The following is a 15,787-nucleotide window of genomic DNA, read 5'->3' as shown; positions in this document are numbered from 1 at the left end:
ATGGTGGGCATGGACAAATTCACCATGGATGAGGCATTCCAGCACCGGGTCGGCCCCGACTTCTCACTCGCCGACGTCGACCCGGGTTCCACGCCCGGTTTCGAATGGGACAAGAAGGACTGGGAGCGTGAGTTCCACGAGCACGACGACGAACTCGATGAGCTCCAGGAGAAGCTCTTCGCCAACGGCCGCGCCAAGGTGCCCGGCACCGGCGCGGTGCTCCTGGTCCTGCAGGGCATGGACACCTCCGGTAAGGGTGGCGTCGTCCGCCACGTGTTCCGTGCCTTCGACCCGCAGGCCCTGAAGATCGCCGCCTTCGGCGCGCCGACCGCGGAGGAACGCAAGCACGACTTCCTCTGGCGGGTTCGCCCGCAGGAGCCGGAGATCGGCCAGATCGCGGTGTTCGACCGCTCCCACTACGAGGACGTCCTCATCCAGCGCGTGCGCCAGATGGCCCCGCCGGAGGAGATCGAACGCCGCTACGGCGCCATCGTCGACTTTGAGAAGGAGATGGCGGACCGCAATGTCCGCATCATCAAGGTGATGCTGCACATCTCCCGGGAGTTCCAGGCGGAGAATCTACTCGAGCGGCTCGAGGACCCGGAGAAGCACTGGAAGTACAACCCCGGCGACATCGACGAGCGGATGCTCTGGGACGAGTACCAGGAGGCGTACGAGATCGCGATGACGCGGACCTCCACTGATCACGCGCCCTGGTACTGCATCCCGGGCGACAACAAGAAGTACGCCCGCATGGCGGTCAAGTACCTCGTGCTCGACGCCCTGCGCTCCCTCGACCTGACGTGGCCGCCGGCCGACGTCGATGTCGAGGCCGAGAAGGAGCGTCTGGCGAACTCCTAGGAGTTCTGGTGCTCGTCGAGCTGCTTCTCGACGGCCGCGCGCAGCTCCGCCAGTTCCTCCGCCGCGACCTTGACGCCGTCCTGGGTGGCCAGGACGGCGTCAACAGCGTCGCGCAGCGTCGCCGACAGCTGGGCGTCGGTCAGGCCCGCGGCGATGCTGAACTCGCGTTCGGTGCGGACGATGAGGTTCTCGCCGCGGTCCATGACGGATGCGCGGGCGCCGAAGCTCACGCAGTTGACCTGGTTGCTGGCCAGGTAGAGCGTCGGGTCGGCGTCGGCGAGGGTCTGCTCGGTGACGGTGTCCGCGCGCACGAGGGCGACGGAGCCGAGGACCGCGAAGGTGACGGGCAGTCCGTTGAGGTTCGCGGAGGCGACGTCGTTGCCCTCGTGGACGTCGAGCTGGACGTCGAACCCGGACATGGCGTCGGCCACCCGCTGGATGGTGACGGGGGTGATGTCGGTGTTACTGCTCATTGTGGGGATCCTCCCAGGTGACGAGTTCCGGCAGCTGCTTCTCCACCCAGTCGTAGGCGCGCAGGACGCCGTCGAGGGAGGACATGACGAAGGCGCCGATCTGGTTGCGGCTCAGGCCCTCGGCGGTGTTGACCTGCCGGTGGGCACTGATGGTGAGGTGCCCTTCGCCGACGGAGGACTCGAAGAAGCGCAGCGTCGGCATGTACTGGGACTGGTTCCACTCGGAGACGATGCCGAGAACCTTCGGCGCGTCGGCCTTGGTCACCTCGCCGCGCCACATCGAGTCGCAGATGAGGCGGTCGCCGTCGAGGCTGAAGGCGATGGCGGCGTTGATGAAACCGGTACGGACCACGACGGTGGACGCCTCACCGTCGGGGACGGGGGCGGACTCCAGGCGGTACTGCAGGCCCTCGGCCTCCAGCAGCTCGGCCAGCCGCTCCGGGGTCACCGGGGCGACCGGGGTGTCGGGAATGGGGGAGGATGGTGGATTAGTCACCTGGCCCACCCTAATGGCTACTCCTGGGTCGTGTCAGGCTCCTCCACCACGCCGGGACCGGCGAGCTCCTCGCCGCCGAGTTCGTGGGCCAGTGCGGTGGTGATGTCCGGATAGCGGAAGGTGTGCGCGGCGTCGACAAGCGTCGCGGGGACCACCCGCTGATCGGCCAGCGCCAGCTGCTGCGCACCCTCCTTGCCCAGCAGGATGGTGGGGCCGAGGGAGGGGACGGGGATCTTCACCGGTCGGCGCAGCTGTTTCGCCAGAGCGGCGGTGAGATCGCGGTTGAGCACGGGATGGGGGGACACGCCGTTGACCACGCCGCGGAGGTCGTTGTCGATGACGGCGCGGAAGAGGAGGTCGGTGAGGTCGTCCAGGCTGATCCAGGAGAACCAGAAGTTGCCGTCGCCGAAGCTGCCGCCCAGGCCGGTGGCGGACAGGGCCTTGAGGACCGGGAGCATGCCGCTGCGCCCGGACATGACCGATCCCGTGCGGACCCGGAGGACCCGCTTGCCGGCGGCTTCGGCGGGGGCGGTGGCGGCCTCCCAGTCGCTGACCACGTCGGCGAGGAAGCCCTCGCCGCGCTCGGCGGACTCGTCGAGGACCTCCTCGCCCCGGTCGTAGCCGTAGTAGCCGATGGAGGAACCGGAGACCATGGTGGTCACGGTGGGGGAGTCGGCGACCAGCTGGGCCAGGCGGCGGGTCGGTTCGATGCGGGAGTCGCGGATGACCTTCTTGTGGGCGTCGTTGAAACGGCCGTAGAAGGGTTCGCCGGCGAGGTGGACGACGACGTCGACCCCGTCGAGCAGGTGCGGGTCGGGGGAGAAGGTGTCCCAGTAGCGCTGGCCCGGTTTCGCGTTCTTGCGCACCAGGCGGATGACGTGGTGGCCGGCGGTGCTCAGCTGGGCGTTGAGGGCGCGGCCGACCAGGCCCCGGGAGCCGGTGAGCGCGATGGTCAGCGGCCGGTCCGGCTGGAGGTGCTCCATCCGGTTGAGGAAGGCGATGTCGTTGATGAGCTGGTGCTGGCGGTAGGCGAAGAAGCTGGCCAGGGTGGACCCGGGCATGCGGGTGGTCACGGTGTCGGTGACCAGGGTGCCGTCCGGGTGGTCGGCGAAGTCGTGGACGTGGCGCCAGTTGGCCAGCATCTTCACTGGCGCGGAGGTGCACACGTCAGTGAAGCGGTGGCCGCGGCGGAAGTTGGACAGGTCATGCCGGGAGGTCCACTTGAGGCCGGCCGGGAGGGCGAAGACGGAGGTGCCGTCGGAGAGCTTGTCCGCCTGCGTGAGCGGGGTCAGGGGCAGGAACGGCGGGGTGAGCCGGGCCATCGCCCCCGGGCGGGTGTGCCAGTCCCACACCCGCTCGCGGTCGGCGGGGACGACGTGGCTGGTGGTCAGGCTCACAGGCGGGTGTCTCTCTCGTCGGTCGGCGGGCACGCGGGGTGGTGGGCCCGGTGATGCTATGATCAGCGTCAGGTATCAAGCATAGACACCAATCGAACCATTCAGACATCCTTTAAGGACCGCACAGAGAGGCGGGGAAGGAGGTCACGATGAGTGAACACACCGGCGGCGCCGGCACCGTCGAGCTACTCGGCTCGGACGATGTCGCGCGGACCGTCGCACGCATCGCGCACCAGATCATCGAGAAGACGGCGCTGGATTCACCGGACGCCACCCCGGTCATGCTGCTGGGCATCCCGTCGGGGGGAGTGCCCCTGGCACAGCGGCTGGCGGCCAAGATCGAGGAGTTCTCCGGCGTGGCCGTGCCCGTCGGCGCCCTGGACATCACCCTCTACCGCGACGACCTGCGTCGCGGCCCGCACCGGGCGCTCAAGCCCACCACCATCCCGGCCGGGGGTATTGACGGGGTGACCGTCGTCCTTGTCGACGACGTGCTCTACTCCGGCCGCACCATCCGCGCCGCCCTCGACGCGTTGCGCGACATCGGTCGGCCCGAGAACATCCAGCTCGCGGTCCTCGTCGACCGGGGCCACCGTCAGCTGCCCATTCGCGCGGACTACGTGGGCAAGAACCTGCCCACCTCCCGGGCGGAGGACATCACCGTGCTGCTCGAGGCCATTGACGGCCGGGACGCGGTCGAGCTGATCCACCACGAGGACACCCGCGAGGAGAACCCGCGATGAAACACCTGCTGTCCATCTCCGACCTCGACCGGGACGAGATCATCGGCCTCATGGACGAGGCTGACCGGTTCCGCGAGGCGCTCGAGGGCCGGGAGATCAAGAAGCTGCCCACCCTGCGGGGCCGGACGATCTACACCCTGTTCTACGAGAACTCCACCCGCACCCGCTCCTCCTTCGAGACGGCCGGCAAGTGGATGAGCGCCGACGTGATCAACCTCTCGGCGTCGACCTCGTCGGTGAAGAAGGGCGAGTCCCTCAAGGACACCGCCCTGACGCTGGCCTCCATCGGCGCGGACGCCATCATCATGCGCCACCCCTCCTCGGGGGCCGCGCAGCTCGTCGCGGACTGGGTCGCCCCCGGCGGGGTCGGCCCGAGCGTGATCAACGCCGGTGACGGCACCCACCAGCACCCCACCCAGGCCCTGCTCGACGCGGTGACCATGCGTCAGCGCATCGGGGATGTGGCGGGGCGGAAGATCCTCATCGTCGGCGACGTCCTCCACTCCCGGGTCGTGCGCTCCAACGTGGACCTGCTGTCCACCCTCGGCGCCGAGGTCGTGCTCGTCGCCCCGCCGACGCTGCTGCCGCACGGTGTGGAGCAGTGGCCGGTGCGCACCACCCAGGACTTCGACGCCGAGATCGCCGACGCCGACGTGGTGATGATGCTGCGCGTCCAGGCCGAGCGCATGCAGGGCGGGTTCTTCCCCTCCCACCGCGAGTACGCCACCTTCTTCGGCCTGTCCAAGGCCCGCGCCGCGCGGATGAAGAAGGACGCGATCATCATGCACCCGGGCCCGATGCTGCGCGGCATGGAGATCAACTACGCCGTCGCCGACTATGACACCACCGCCATCCTCCAGCAGGTCAACAACGGTGTTCACCTGCGTATGGCCGTCCTGTTCACCCTGCTCGTCGGCGACAGCGCCGAGGCCGGATACTAAGGAGAATCCACCCATGACCTATCCCGCCACCGGTCCGCTCGCCCCGGCCGAACAGGGCACCCTCAAGCTTGTCGACGTCCGCCCCTACGGCGAGGGTGAGCCCGTCACCGTCCGCATCGAGGACGGCGTCATCGTCTCCCTCGACGCCGACCCGGACGCCGACGCCGACCGGGTCATCGAGGGCCACGGCCACGTCCTCCTCCCGGGCCTGGTGGACATGCACGTCCACCTGCGTGAACCCGGCCGAGAGGACACCGAGACCATCATCACCGGTTCCCAGGCCGCCGCCAAGGGCGGGTTCACCGCCGTGTTCACCATGGCGAACACCGCGCCGGTCATGGACCAGCCGGTCATCGCCGAGTCGGTGTGGCTCAAGGGCCAGCACGCCGGCATCTGCGACGTCCACCCGGTCGGTTCCATCACCAAGGGCCTGGCCGGCAAGGAGCTCACCGAGTTCGGCATGATGACCACCTCCCAGGCGAAGGTGCGGATGTTCTCCGACGACGGCAAGTGCGTCGACGACCCGCAGCTGATGCGCCGCGCCCTCGAGTACGCCAAGGGGCAGGGCGTGCTGCTGGCCCAGCATGCCGAGGAGCCCCGGCTGACGGAAGGCGCGGTCGCCCACGAAGGGGAGACCGCCGCCAAGCTCGGCCTGCGCGGCTGGCCGCGCGCCGCCGAGGAGTCCATCGTCGCCCGGGACGCCCTGCTCGCCCGCGACTACGGCAACCGCGTCCACATCTGCCACGCCTCGACCACCGGCACCGTCGAACTCGTCGCCTGGGCCAAGGGGCAGGGCATCCCGCTGACCGCCGAGGTCACCCCGCACCACCTGCTGCTCACCGACGAGAAGCTGCACACCTACGACGGCACCTACCGCGTCAACCCGCCGCTGCGGGAGGAGCACGACACCCTCGCCCTGCGGAAGGCGCTGCTCGACGGGACCATCGACTGCGTGGCCACCGACCATGCCCCGCACGGTTCGGAGGACAAGTGCTGCGAGTTCGAGCACGCCCGCCCCGGCATGCTCGGCCTGGAGACCTCCCTGGCGGTCATCGCCGACCTGTTCATCGCCACCGGGGAGGCCGACTGGCGATGGGTGGCCAAGGTGATGAGCGAGCGCCCCGCCGAGATCGTGCAGCTGCCCGACCACGGCCGACCCATCGCCGAGGGGGAGCCGGCCAACCTCACCATCGTCGATCCCGGGGCCACCTGGACCGCCCACGGCGCCGACATGGCGTCCAAGGCCGAGAACACCCCGTACGAGGGCATGGACTTCGGTGCGAAGGTGACCACCACCATCCTGCGGGGCCGGGTGACCTGCGCCGACGGCGTGCCGGCCGAGCCGCGTGAGAACAACTAGAACTTCCGTATAAGATACAGGCAGATGAATAACATGCAGATTGCTCAGTCGACCCCCGCGAAAGGTGACGCAGTGACGTCCTCCACCCCCGCCCGCATCCCGGCCGTGCTCGTCCTCGCCGACGGCCGCACCTTCCGCGGCTACAACTTCGGCGCCCGGCGCACCACCCTCGGCGAGGCGGTGTTCACCACCGCCATGACCGGCTACCAGGAGACCATGACGGACCCCTCCTACCACCGGCAGATCGTGGTCACCACCGCGCCGCAGATCGGCAACACCGGCTGGAACGACGAGGACAACGAGTCCCGCACCGGCGACATCTGGGTCGCCGGCCTGGTCATCCGTGACCTCGCGCACCGCGTGTCCAACTGGCGGGCGCAGCGCACCCTGCCCGAGGAGATGGAGAAGCAGGACGTGGTGGGCATCCGCGGCGTCGATACGCGCGCCCTGGTGCGGCACCTCCGGGACAACGGCTCCCTGGCCGCCGGCATCTTCACCGGTGAGGACGCGCAGCGTCCGGTCGAGGAGCTCGTCGCCGAGGTCACCGCGCAGCCGTCCATGAAGGGCGCGGACCTGTCCGCCGAGGTCTCCACCGACGAGCCCTACGAGGTGCCCGCCGTCGGGGACACCCGGTACACCGTCGTCGCCTACGACCTCGGCATCAAGACCGCCACCCCGGGCCACTTCGCCCAGCGCGGCATCCGCACCGTCGTCGTGCCCGCCAACACCCCCGTGGAGAAGATCCGGGAGTACCGCCCGGACGGGGTGTTCCTCTCCAACGGCCCCGGCGACCCCGCCACCGCCGACGAGATGGTGGAGATCACCCGCCAGGTCATCGAGGCCGGCATCCCGCTGTTCGGCATCTGCTTCGGTAACCAGATCCTCGGCCGCGCCCTCGGACTGGACACCTACAAGCTCAAGTTCGGCCACCGCGGCATCAACGTCCCCGTGATCAACAAGGTCACCGGCAAGATCGACATCACCTCCCAGAACCACGGCTTCGCCCTCCGGGCACCCGAGGGGGAGAGCTTCGACACCGACTTCGGCCCTGCCCGGGTCACCCACCGCTGCCTCAACGACGACACCGTCGAAGGCGTGGCCCTGGACAACGGCAAGGCCTTCTCCGTCCAGTACCACCCCGAGTCCGCCGCCGGCCCCCACGACGCGAACCCGCTGTTCGACCAGTTCATCTCCCTGATGGACGAGTACCGCGCCGCGAACGCCGCCAAGTAAGCACCAGGAACGAGAAGAAGGAACACCCATGCCCAAGCGCACAGACATCAACCACGTCCTGGTCATCGGCTCCGGCCCCATCGTCATCGGCCAGGCCTGCGAATTCGACTACTCCGGCACCCAGGCGTGCCGCGTCCTCAAGGAGGAGGGCCTGCGGGTCACCCTCATCAACTCCAACCCGGCCACTATCATGACCGACCCGGAGTTCGCCGACCACACCTACGTCGAACCGATCCAGCCCGAGTACATCGAGAAGATCTTCGAGAAGGAGATCGAGCAGGGCCACCCGATCGACGCCGTGCTGGCCACCCTCGGCGGCCAGACCGCCCTCAACGCCGCCATCCAGCTCGACCGCCGCGGCACCCTGGAGAAGTTCGGCGTCGAACTCATCGGCGCCGACATCGAGGCCATCGAGCGCGGTGAGGACCGCCAGAAGTTCAAGGACATCGTCGCCACCATCGGCGGCGAATCCGCCCGCTCCCGGGTGTGCCACAACATGGACGAGGTCCACGAGACCGTCGCCGAACTCGGCCTGCCCGTCGTCGTCCGCCCGTCGTTCACCATGGGCGGCCTCGGCTCCGGTCTCGCCTACACCAACGAGGACCTGGAGCGCATCGCCGGCGGCGGCCTCGCCGCCTCCCCGGAGGCCAACGTCCTCATCGAGGAGTCCATCCTCGGGTGGAAGGAGTTCGAGCTCGAGCTCATGCGCGACGGCGACGACAACGTCGTGGTCATCGCCTCCATCGAGAACGTCGACGCCCTCGGCGTCCACACCGGCGACTCCGTCACCGTCGCCCCGGCTCTGACCCTGACCGACCGCGAGTTCCAGAAGATGCGCGACCAGGGCATCGCCATCATCCGCGAGGTCGGCGTCGACACCGGCGGCTGCAACATCCAGTTCGCCGTCAACCCCGACGACGGCCGCATCATCACCATCGAGATGAACCCGCGCGTCTCCCGATCTTCGGCGCTGGCGTCGAAGGCCACCGGCTTCCCGATCGCTAAGATCGCCGCCAAGCTCGCCATCGGCTACACCCTCGACGAGATCACCAACGACATCACCGGTGTCACCCCGGCCGCCTTCGAGCCGACGCTCGACTACGTCATCGTCAAGGCCCCGCGCTTCGCTTTCGAGAAGTTCCCCGGCGCCGACGACACCCTCACCACCACCATGAAGTCCGTCGGTGAGGCCATGGGCATCGGCCGCAACTACATCGCCGGCCTCAACAAGGTCATGCGCTCCCTGGAACAGAAGCAGTCCGGTTTCTGGACCAAGCCCGACGAGTACTTCGCCGGTGAGCGTGCCACCGACCTGCCGGCCGTCCTCGAGGACCTCAAGCGCCCCACCGACGGCCGCATGTACGACATCGAGCTGGCCATGCGCCTCGGCGCCTCCATCGAGGAGCTCTACGAGGCCTCCTCCGTCGACCCGTGGTTCCTCGCTGAGCTCCAGGCGCTGGTGGACTTCCGCCAGACGCTTCTCGACGCCCCCGTCCTCGACGCCGAGCTCCTCCGTGAAGCCAAGTACCTCGGCCTCTCCGACGCCCAGATCGCCGTCCTGCGCCCCGAGTTCGCCGGCGAGGAGGGCGTGCGCCGCCTGCGCTGGTCCCTGGGCATCCGCCCGGTGTTCAAGACCGTGGACACCTGCGCCGCCGAGTTCGAGGCCCAGACCCCGTACCACTACTCCGCCTACGAGCTCGACCCGGAGGCCGAGACCGAGGTCGAGCCGCAGACCGAGAAGGAGAAGGTCATCATCTTGGGCTCCGGCCCGAACCGCATCGGCCAGGGCATCGAGTTCGACTACTCCTGCGTCCACGCCGCCCTCGAGCTGTCCCGCATCGGCTACGAGACCGTCATGGTCAACTGCAACCCGGAGACCGTCTCCACCGACTACGACACCGCCGACCGCCTCTACTTCGAGCCGCTGACCTTCGAGGACGTCATGGAGGTCTACCACGCGGAGGCCACCTCCGGCACCGTCGCGGGTGTCATCGTCCAGCTCGGCGGCCAGACCCCCCTCGGCCTGGCCCAGCAGCTCGCCGACGCCGGCGTCCCCGTGGTGGGCACCAGCCCGGAGGCCATCAACCTGGCCGAGGACCGCGGCGAGTTCGGCGAGGTCCTCCGTGCCGCCGCCCTGCCGGCCCCCGCCTTCGGCACCGCCACCTCCTTCGAGGAGGCACGTGAGGTCGCCGACGAGATCGGTTACCCGGTGCTCGTCCGCCCCTCCTACGTCCTCGGCGGCCGCGGCATGGAGATCGTCTACGACGAGCCCTCCCTGTCCGACTACATCTCGCGGGCCACCGAGCTCAACCCGGAGCACCCGGTCCTCGTCGACCGCTTCCTCGACTCCGCGATCGAGATCGACGTCGACGCCCTGTGTGACGGCGAGGACGTCTACCTCGCCGGCGTCATGGAGCACATCGAGGAGGCCGGCATCCACTCCGGCGACTCCGCCTGCGCCCTGCCTCCCATGACCCTCGGTGCGGAGGACATCGAGAAGGTCCGTCAGTCCACGAAGGCGCTCGCCCACGGCATCGGCGTCCAGGGCCTGATGAACGTGCAGTTCGCACTCAAGGACGACATCCTCTACGTCATCGAGGCCAACCCGCGCGCCTCCCGCACCGTGCCCTTCGTGTCCAAGGCCACCGGCGTCCACCTGGCCAAGGCCGCCTCCCGCACCATGCTCGGCGCCACGCTGGCGGAGCTCAAGGAGGAGGGCATGATCCCGACTGACTACGACGGTGGCTCCCTCCCGCTCGAGCACCCCATCGCGGTGAAAGAGGCCGTGCTGCCGTTCAACCGCTTCCGCCGCCCGGACGGCAAGATGCTCGACACCCTGCTGTCCCCGGAGATGAAGTCCACCGGCGAGGTCATGGGTCTGGCCGACAACTTCGGCGCCGCCTACGCCAAGGCCGAGGCCGGCGCGTTCGGCGAACTGCCCACCTCCGGCACCGTGTTCGTCTCCGTGGCCAACCGGGACAAGCGCACCCTCATCTTCCCGATCCAGCGTCTGTCCTCCCTCGGCTTCACCCTCCTGGCCACCGCCGGCACCGCCGCCATGCTGCGCCGCAACGGCATCGAGTGTGAGACCGTGCTCAAGGCCTCCGACACCCGGGACGGCGAGGGCCAGTCCATCGTCGACCTCATCCTCGCCGGCGACGTCGACCTCATCCTCAACACCCCGGCCGGATCCGCCGGTGCCCGCCATGACGGCTACGACATCCGCGCCGCGGCCGTCAGCGTCGGTGTCCCGCTGGTCACCACCGTCCAGGGTGTCACCGCCGCCGTCCAGGGCATCGAGGCCCTGCGCGCCGGCAATCTCGAGGTCCGCGCCCTGCAGGAGCTCGACCACACGGCGGGGCAGTAGCGTGACGTTCGGACAGCAGCTTCTCGACGCCGCCGCCTCCCGCGGTCGGCTGTGCGTCGGCATCGACCCGCACGCCGCACTGCTCGCGCAGTGGGGCCTGGGCGATGACGTCGCCGGGTTGGCCGAGTTCAGCCGGCGCTGCGTCGAGGCCTTCGCCGAGACCGTCGTCCTGGTCAAGCCGCAGGTGGCGTTCTACGAGCGCTTCGGCGCCGAGGGCTTCCGGGTCCTCGAGCAGACGCTGACGGACCTGCGGGAGGCCGGCTGCCTCGTCGTCGCCGACGCCAAGCGCGGGGACATCGGCTCCACCATGGCCGGCTACGCCGACGCCTGGCTGGGGGAGACCTCCCCGCTGCGGGCCGATGCCGTCACGGTGTCCCCGTACCTCGGGGTCGGGGCCCTCCGCCCCGTCGTCGAGCTGGCCGAGCAGACCGGTCGGGGAGTGTTCGTCCTCGCGGCCACCTCCAATCCGGAAGCCGTCGAGCTGCAGAACCACGTGGGCACCGACGGGCGCACCATCGCCCAGCAGGTGGTCGACGAGTGTGCGTCATGGAATGCCGGACACGAGGGGGCGGGAAACATCGGCGTCGTCGTCGGCGCCACCCTGGCGTCTGCGCCGGACCTGTCGAACCTCAACGGGCCGGTGCTCATGCCTGGCGTCGGCGCCCAGGGCGGGTCGGCGGAGGATGTGGCGCGGATCGCGCGCGGCGTCGAGAAGCTCGCGTTCCCCAACATCTCCCGCGCCGTGCTTTCCGCCGGCCCCGAGGTGGCTGACCTGCGGAAAGCCGCCGAGGCGGCGGCGGGAGACTTTCCGGGTGCCGATGAGTGTGTCTGAGGCCCACTGTCCTGGTACTTTGGACTGCGCGACGCGTTGACGTGCCCAAACAGGGCGCGGGAACGTGACCGTCACCCGGCCGGTGCTAGACTGGCCGGAGTTCAGGACATGCTCCTGGAAACCGGTACACATGTACCCGACAACAACCGAACTATCCCCCCATTTGAATCGGAGGAACCCCGTGGCCCTTCCCCAGTTGACCGACGAGCAGCGCAAGGAAGCCCTCGCGAAGGCCGCAGAGGCCCGCAAGGCACGTGCAGAGCTCAAGGCTGAACTCAAGCGCGGCAGCACCAACCTCAAGGAGGTTCTGGACAAGGCCCAGGACGACGAGATCATCGGCAAGACCAAGGTCTCCGCTCTCCTCGAGGCTCTCCCGAAGGTCGGCAAGGTCAAGGCAAAGGAGATCATGGACGAGCTGGAGATCGCCCAGACCCGCCGTCTGCGCGGCCTCGGCGACCGTCAGCGTCGCGCCCTGCTGGAGCGCTTCGGCTTCTCCGAGGACTAGAGCGTGCCCGGCGTGAACCCCGCGGGGCGGCTGGTCGTACTGGCCGGCCCCTCCGCCGTAGGTAAATCCACCGTGGTTCATCGCCTGCGCAGTGACGTCGACCGGCTCTACTTCAGCGTCTCCATGACCACCCGGGCCCCGCGGCCCGGTGAAGTCGACGGCGTCGACTACTTCTTCGTCACCTCAGAACAGTTCCAGGACAACATCGATCGTGGACGGATGCTCGAATGGGCGGACATTCACGGCGGCATCCAGCGCTCCGGCACCCCGGCGGCCCCCGTTCAGGAGGCCATGGCCGACGGACGTCCGGTGCTGGTGGAGGTCGACCTGGAGGGCGCCCGCAACGTCAAGGCCATGATGCCGGAGGCGGAGACCGTCTTCCTCGCACCCCCTCCTGGGAGGTGCTCGTGCAGCGTCTCACCGGCCGCGGAACGGAACCGGAGGACGTCATCGAGCGTCGTCTGCAGACCGCCCGCGAGGAACTGGCCGCCAGGTCCGAGTTCGACCACGTCGTGGTCAACGAGGACGTGGATGAGGCCGTGGCCGAGATCAGTGCTATCCTGCAGGGCGCAGAGCGCAGGACCTAAGAACGTCTACCCAATGAAAAGGTTTAAGTGACCAACGTGAGCAACGAGCAGACCACGTCCGCCGCCGTCTACGACGCGCCGGAGGGCATCACCTCCCCGCCGATCGACGCACTGCTGGACAAGGTCTCCTCCAAGTACGCCCTGGTGATCTTCGCCGCCAAGCGTGCGCGGCAGATCAACAGCTACTACCAGCAGCACGACGAAGGCGTCTTCGAGTTCGTCGGCCCGCTGGTGACCCCGGAGCCGGGTGAGAAGCCGCTGTCCATCGCGCTGCGCGAGATCGAGGCCGGCCTGCTCGACCACGAGGAAGGCAACTAGCCCCTCCCCGCTCTCACGTCCCCGCCCACACCGTGGCCGGGGACGTCGGTGATTCTGGGTAGAGTCGGTGGCGTTGTCCGACATCTACCTGGGGAGAATGCACATGACTGAGCCGCGCCGGATCGTCGTCGGGGTGTCCGGGGGAATCGCCGCCTACAAGGCGTGCCACCTCGTCCGGGATCTCAAGGAGGCCGGTGACGACGTCCGCGTCGTCCCCACCCCCAACGCCCTCACCTTCGTCGGGGCCGCCACCTTCGAGGCGTTGAGCGGCCATCCCGTGTCCACCACCGTCTTCGACGCCGTCGACGAGGTGCAGCACGTCCGCATCGGCCAGGAGGCGGACGCGGTGGTCATCGCCCCGGCGACCGCCGACGTCATCGCCCGGCTGGTGGCCGGCCGCGCCGACGATCTGCTCACCGCCACCGTCCTGGTGGCCACCTGCCCGGTCATCGTCGTCCCGGCGATGCACACCGAGATGTGGCACAACGCCGCGACGCGGGCGAACGTGGCCACCCTCCGCGACCGCGGCGTCATCGTCATGGAGCCCGCCCACGGTCGGCTGACCGGCAAGGACACCGGCCCCGGGCGCCTCCCGGAGCCGGAGCAGATCGCCGACCTCGTCCGCGTCGTCCTCGACGGGCATGAGCTCGTCCCGGACTGGGCGGGGAAAAAGGTCCTCATCACCGCCGGCGGCACCCAGGAGGCGCTTGACCCGGTGCGGTTCCTGGGCAACCGGTCCTCGGGTCGGCAGGGCTACGCTCTGGCGGAGATCGCCGCGCACCGCGGCGCCGAGGTCACCATCGTGGCGGGCGCGACCGATGATCTGCCCGTGCCCTCCGGGGCGGAGATCCACCGGGTGACGTCGACCCGGGAGATGGCGGGGGCCGTCGAGAAGCATGCGCCGGAGGCGGACGTGATCATCATGGCCGCTGCCGTCGCCGATTTCCGGCCCGTCTCCGCGGCCGGGTCGAAGCTGAAGAAGGGCGCGGACGAGGACGCGCTCATGCGGGTCGAGCTGGTGGAGAACCCCGACATCCTGGCCACCACCGTGGAACGCAGGCGAAACGGGGAGGTGCCGGCGGAGACGGTCATCGTCGGGTTCGCCGCGGAGACCGGTGACGCCGACACCACGGCGCTGGAGTACGCACAGGCCAAACTGGCCCGCAAGGGCTGTGACCTCATCATGGCCAACGAGGTGGGCGAGGGGAAGGTGTTCGGTGAGGACCGTAACCGGGGGTGGCTGCTGGCCGCGGACGGTGCGGTCACCGAGGTGGCGGACGGGTCCAAGCACGCCGTCGCGGCGCAGATCCTCGACGCGGTCGACGCCTTCCGGGCGCGAGATTGACGCGGTTAGACAGCTTGGTCTATATTGGGCGAGGCACTGACTACGTCAACACGATTTCCGCACTGAAAGAAGCACCCCTTGGCTGAAGATCCCGCAACCACCACCGTCGCCTTCGACAAGCCGGCACCCATCCGGCTGTTCACCAGCGAATCGGTCACGGAGGGGCACCCGGACAAGATCTGCGACGCCATCTCGGACGCCATCCTCGACGAGCTGCTCGCCGTCGACGCCGGCTCCCGCGTCGCCGTGGAGACACTGGTGACCACCGGCCAGGTCCACGTTGTCGGCGAGGTCCGGACCAGCGGGTACGTCGAGATCCCGCAGCTGGTGCGCAAGACCCTGGTCGACATCGGCTTCGACTCCTCCGACGTCGGCTTCGACGGCCGCACCTGCGGCGTCAACATCGCCATCGGCGAGCAGTCCCCGGAGATCGGCCACGGCGTGGACACCTCCCACGAGGTCCGCTCCGGCAGCTCCGTCGAGGACGACGACCTCGCCGGCGCCGGCGACCAGGGCCTCATGTTCGGCTACGCCTCCGACGAGACCCCCGAATACATGCCGCTGCCCATCGCCCTGGCCCACCGCCTGGCCCGCCGGCTGACCCAGGTGCGCAAGGAGGGCATCGTCCCCGACCTGCGCCCCGACGGCAAGACCCAGGTCACCTTCGCCTACGACGCCGACGACCGCCCCGTCCGGCTGGACACCATCGTCATCTCCACCCAGCATGCGCGTGGGGTGAAGCAGGAGTGGCTCGAGGCTCAGCTGCGCGAGCACGTCGTCGACTGGGTCATCGCCGACGCCGGCATCACCGACCTCGTCGACGATGAACTGACCCTCCTGGTCAACCCCTCCGGCTCCTTCGTCCTCGGCGGCCCCATGGGTGACGCCGGTCTCACCGGCCGCAAGATCATCGTGGACACCTACGGTGGCATGGCCCGCCACGGCGGCGGCGCCTTCTCCGGCAAGGACCCCTCCAAGGTCGACCGCTCCGCTGCCTACGCCATGCGGTGGGTGGCCAAGAACATCGTCGCCGCCGGCCTGGCCAAACGCGCCGAGGTCCAGGTCGCCTACGCCATCGGCCGCGCCAAGCCCGTCGGCCTGTACGTGGAGACCTTCGGCACCGCCGCCGAGGGCCTGAGCGACGAAGCGATCCAGGGTGCCGTGGAGAAGGTCTTCGACCTGCGCCCGGCCGCCATCATCCGTGAGCTCGACCTGCAGCGACCCATCTACCGGCAGACGGCCGCCTACGGCCACTTCGGTCGCCTCGACCTCGACCTGCCCTGGGAGCGCACCGACCGTGTCTCCGCCCTGCAGGCCGCCCTGTAAGAT

General features: G+C 69.0%; 14 protein-coding genes and 1 pseudogene. 12 read left to right on the top strand and 3 right to left on the bottom strand.

Annotated elements, in window-relative coordinates:
• The first annotated feature begins 9 nt into the window (after positions 1-9).
• Entirely contained in the window at positions 10-861 is an 852-nt protein-coding gene (locus QP029_RS11505) for a PPK2 family polyphosphate kinase (RefSeq protein WP_284874424.1), read from the top strand.
• Here QP029_RS11505 and QP029_RS11500 read toward each other — a convergent pair.
• Genes QP029_RS11500 through QP029_RS11490 form a run of 3 tightly spaced genes read right to left on the bottom strand, consistent with a single transcriptional unit; the run spans position 858 to position 3,227 of the window.
• Complete coding sequence (locus QP029_RS11500) at positions 858-1,334, bottom strand: YbjN domain-containing protein (protein ID WP_284874423.1); 477 nt, start codon at positions 1,332-1,334, stop codon at positions 858-860. The genes QP029_RS11505 and QP029_RS11500 overlap by 4 nt on opposite strands.
• Positions 1,324-1,830, bottom strand: coding sequence for a YbjN domain-containing protein (locus QP029_RS11495; RefSeq protein WP_284874422.1), 507 nt, complete (start codon positions 1,828-1,830; stop codon positions 1,324-1,326). Before QP029_RS11495 ends, QP029_RS11500 begins: the two co-directional genes overlap by 11 nt.
• A 17-nt stretch (positions 1,831-1,847) precedes the next feature.
• Positions 1,848-3,227 carry a TIGR01777 family oxidoreductase gene (locus QP029_RS11490; protein WP_284874421.1) on the bottom strand — a complete coding sequence of 460 codons (1,380 nt, stop codon included), beginning with the start codon at positions 3,225-3,227 and terminating at the stop codon, positions 1,848-1,850.
• Between the two features lie 149 nt (positions 3,228-3,376).
• On the opposite strand from QP029_RS11490, the gene pyrR reads away from it, so the two are divergent.
• From pyrR to metK, 11 genes and pseudogenes are all read left to right on the top strand, one after another.
• Positions 3,377-3,970 carry a bifunctional pyr operon transcriptional regulator/uracil phosphoribosyltransferase PyrR gene (gene pyrR / locus QP029_RS11485; RefSeq protein ID WP_284874420.1) on the top strand — a complete coding sequence of 198 codons (594 nt, stop codon included), beginning with the start codon at positions 3,377-3,379 and terminating at the stop codon, positions 3,968-3,970.
• Positions 3,967-4,911, top strand: a complete 945-nt coding sequence (locus tag QP029_RS11480; protein ID WP_284874419.1) for an aspartate carbamoyltransferase catalytic subunit — start codon at positions 3,967-3,969, stop codon at positions 4,909-4,911. Before pyrR ends, QP029_RS11480 begins: the two co-directional genes overlap by 4 nt.
• Before the next feature lie 13 nt (positions 4,912-4,924).
• On the top strand, positions 4,925-6,271 hold the full coding sequence (locus QP029_RS11475; RefSeq protein WP_284874418.1) for a dihydroorotase: 1,347 nt from the start codon (positions 4,925-4,927) through the stop codon (positions 6,269-6,271).
• 24 nt (positions 6,272-6,295) lie between these two features.
• A complete protein-coding gene (gene carA, locus QP029_RS11470) occupies positions 6,296-7,504 on the top strand; it encodes a glutamine-hydrolyzing carbamoyl-phosphate synthase small subunit (RefSeq protein WP_284874417.1) in 1,209 nt (402 codons plus the stop codon).
• Between the two features lie 28 nt (positions 7,505-7,532).
• Entirely contained in the window at positions 7,533-10,871 is a 3,339-nt protein-coding gene (gene carB, locus QP029_RS11465) for a carbamoyl-phosphate synthase large subunit (RefSeq protein ID WP_284874416.1), read from the top strand.
• Position 10,872: 1 nt separating this feature from the next.
• On the top strand, positions 10,873-11,703 hold the full coding sequence (gene pyrF / locus QP029_RS11460; RefSeq protein ID WP_284874415.1) for an orotidine-5'-phosphate decarboxylase: 831 nt from the start codon (positions 10,873-10,875) through the stop codon (positions 11,701-11,703).
• A 181-nt stretch (positions 11,704-11,884) separates the two neighbouring features.
• Positions 11,885-12,208: an integration host factor, actinobacterial type gene (mihF, locus tag QP029_RS11455; protein WP_284874414.1), complete on the top strand. Its 324-nt coding sequence runs from the start codon at positions 11,885-11,887 to the stop codon at positions 12,206-12,208.
• A gap of 3 nt (positions 12,209-12,211) precedes the next feature.
• Positions 12,212-12,795, top strand: a pseudogene (gmk, locus tag QP029_RS11450) (guanylate kinase).
• Positions 12,796-12,822: 27 nt separating this feature from the next.
• Complete coding sequence (gene rpoZ / locus QP029_RS11445) at positions 12,823-13,113, top strand: DNA-directed RNA polymerase subunit omega (RefSeq protein WP_284874413.1); 291 nt, start codon at positions 12,823-12,825, stop codon at positions 13,111-13,113.
• A 97-nt stretch (positions 13,114-13,210) separates the two neighbouring features.
• On the top strand, positions 13,211-14,458 hold the full coding sequence (gene coaBC / locus QP029_RS11440) for a bifunctional phosphopantothenoylcysteine decarboxylase/phosphopantothenate--cysteine ligase CoaBC (protein ID WP_432418733.1): 1,248 nt from the start codon (positions 13,211-13,213) through the stop codon (positions 14,456-14,458).
• Between the two features lie 78 nt (positions 14,459-14,536).
• Positions 14,537-15,784, top strand: a complete 1,248-nt coding sequence (gene metK, locus QP029_RS11435) for a methionine adenosyltransferase (RefSeq protein WP_284874411.1) — start codon at positions 14,537-14,539, stop codon at positions 15,782-15,784.
• The last annotated feature ends 3 nt before the right edge of the window (positions 15,785-15,787 follow it).

Source organism: Corynebacterium suedekumii, assembly GCF_030252185.1.
Taxonomy (GTDB): domain Bacteria; phylum Actinomycetota; class Actinomycetes; order Mycobacteriales; family Mycobacteriaceae; genus Corynebacterium; species Corynebacterium suedekumii.
The sequence above is the reverse complement of the archived record's forward strand: the minus strand, read 5'-3'. Positions and strand labels throughout refer to the sequence as shown.

Bases quoted from the DNA above. Each gene is read 5' to 3' on its own strand.
- QP029_RS11505 (WP_284874424.1), top strand. From the start codon at position 10: ATGGACAAATTCACCATGGATGAGGCATTCCAGCACCGGGTCGGCCCC.
- QP029_RS11500 (WP_284874423.1), bottom strand. From the start codon at position 1,334: ATGAGCAGTAACACCGACATCACCCCCGTCACCATCCAGCGGGTGGCC.
- pyrR (WP_284874420.1), top strand. From the start codon at position 3,377: ATGAGTGAACACACCGGCGGCGCCGGCACCGTCGAGCTACTCGGCTCG.
- QP029_RS11480 (WP_284874419.1), top strand. From the start codon at position 3,967: ATGAAACACCTGCTGTCCATCTCCGACCTCGACCGGGACGAGATCATC.
- QP029_RS11475 (WP_284874418.1), top strand. From the start codon at position 4,925: ATGACCTATCCCGCCACCGGTCCGCTCGCCCCGGCCGAACAGGGCACC.
- carA (WP_284874417.1), top strand. From the start codon at position 6,296: ATGAATAACATGCAGATTGCTCAGTCGACCCCCGCGAAAGGTGACGCA.
- carB (WP_284874416.1), top strand. From the start codon at position 7,533: ATGCCCAAGCGCACAGACATCAACCACGTCCTGGTCATCGGCTCCGGC.
- coaBC (WP_432418733.1), top strand. From the start codon at position 13,211: ATGCACATGACTGAGCCGCGCCGGATCGTCGTCGGGGTGTCCGGGGGA.